Below are 1,292 nucleotides of genomic sequence, written 5' to 3' on the forward strand. Positions count from 1 at the left end.
TAACGCCTGAGTTAAGCCGACCCGCGAAGCGGGTTCGGCTTGAATGAATTGTTAGGCCGCATCAATTCGGCCTCAATCCTGCCATTCTGAACGCGCTGATCAGAGCGTCAGCAATGTCAGACTCAAAGACCCTCACGTTGTCGTTGGGCTTGCCACTCATCTCGACTCCAATGGCCGACTGTTGCGGGAGGCGCACCAATGTAGTGATCGTTGAACCTGCAAATAAGCGCGAATATGCATGTTTCGAACCACCTATAGCATCATGGAGCGCCATCAGGAAGTCATGACCGAAGTTTGGGGAGGAATACTTCCGATCGCCAGTTATCTCATCACGCAAGCAGGGCACATTGGTGAGCCGTAGGATCAGCGAACTTTCTTGTCCTGTCAGTTCTGGCAAAACATCTGATTTCCATGAGCGCTTCTTGTGCAAACCGAACACGATGCCTCCTGCGGCCTAACGCCTGAGTTAAGCCGACCCGCGAAGCGGGTTCGGCTTGAATGAACTGTTAGGTTGCACCCCGGTTACGGAGAGCCGCCCATGACAGATAAGCCCCGCCTAAAGCAAGGAAGCCGGCGAGCCATACGACCACATTCTCGTCCGACCGCCAAGCTGCGGCAATCTGATCGTGGCTCCGAAACGGCTTGCCTGCGATTGATAGCTCAAAGACACCATAGTACGTGTCACCTGAGTAGATTGGGCCGCCCGGGCTGCTTGGGTCGTAAAGGACAGTTACAACGGGACGATCTGGGCGCGACAGAGTGTCATACACGAGACCCATCGCATTGCCCTTTGACGCGTAATCAAAGGATTGGGGAACACCATCAAGCCCGAACTTAATGCCGTACTTGCCATCTCGGACCCAGGAGACCGGGCCAGATACCGCCTGCAACTCTGAGCGTTGCGGGATGCCTTTGAACGTTGCCCACGAGTAGAGCGCGGCTCCGCTTATGAAGAAGCTAACTACAGCGAAAGCCGCGTTCTTTGCTCTAGTGGGTTTGCCGAAGAACATGCTGTGCAACCTAACGCCTGAGTTAAGCCGACCCGCGAAGCGGGTTCGGCTTGGACGAATTGTTATGCACCAAGGTAAGCCCGAAGCAGGTTGCCTGCAACGGCTGCGGGATGACTGGGGGCCGGAAATCACTCAACGCAAGCCCGGAACAACATGAGGCCTGCTGTGTTTGAAACCGAAGCCGACAGCGCCGCCCGTCCACAAGCCGCGAACCTGGCCGAGAACCGCGCGGAGCACACACGATGCAACCGAAGCCAAGACAAGCGAAGCAGCAAAAGGCAG

At 56.0% G+C, this 1,292-nt stretch carries 2 protein-coding genes; both read right to left on the bottom strand.

Features of this window, described 5'->3' with window-relative positions:
- Positions 1–61: 61 nt before the first annotated feature.
- Positions 62–439 (bottom strand): hypothetical protein, encoded by a 378-nt coding sequence (locus AX730_RS18915; protein WP_157074236.1) that lies wholly within the window; start codon positions 437–439, stop codon positions 62–64.
- Positions 440–506: 67 nt separating this feature from the next.
- Positions 507–1,010, bottom strand: a complete 504-nt coding sequence (locus tag AX730_RS18920; protein WP_157074237.1) for a hypothetical protein — start codon at positions 1,008–1,010, stop codon at positions 507–509.
- Between the last annotated feature and the right edge of the window lie 282 nt (positions 1,011–1,292).

This window comes from Pseudoxanthomonas mexicana, assembly GCF_001556105.1.
GTDB lineage: Bacteria > Pseudomonadota > Gammaproteobacteria > Xanthomonadales > Xanthomonadaceae > Pseudoxanthomonas_A > Pseudoxanthomonas_A mexicana_A.

Bases quoted from the DNA above. Each gene is read 5' to 3' on its own strand.
- AX730_RS18920 (WP_157074237.1), bottom strand. From the start codon at position 1,010: ATGTTCTTCGGCAAACCCACTAGAGCAAAGAACGCGGCTTTCGCTGTA.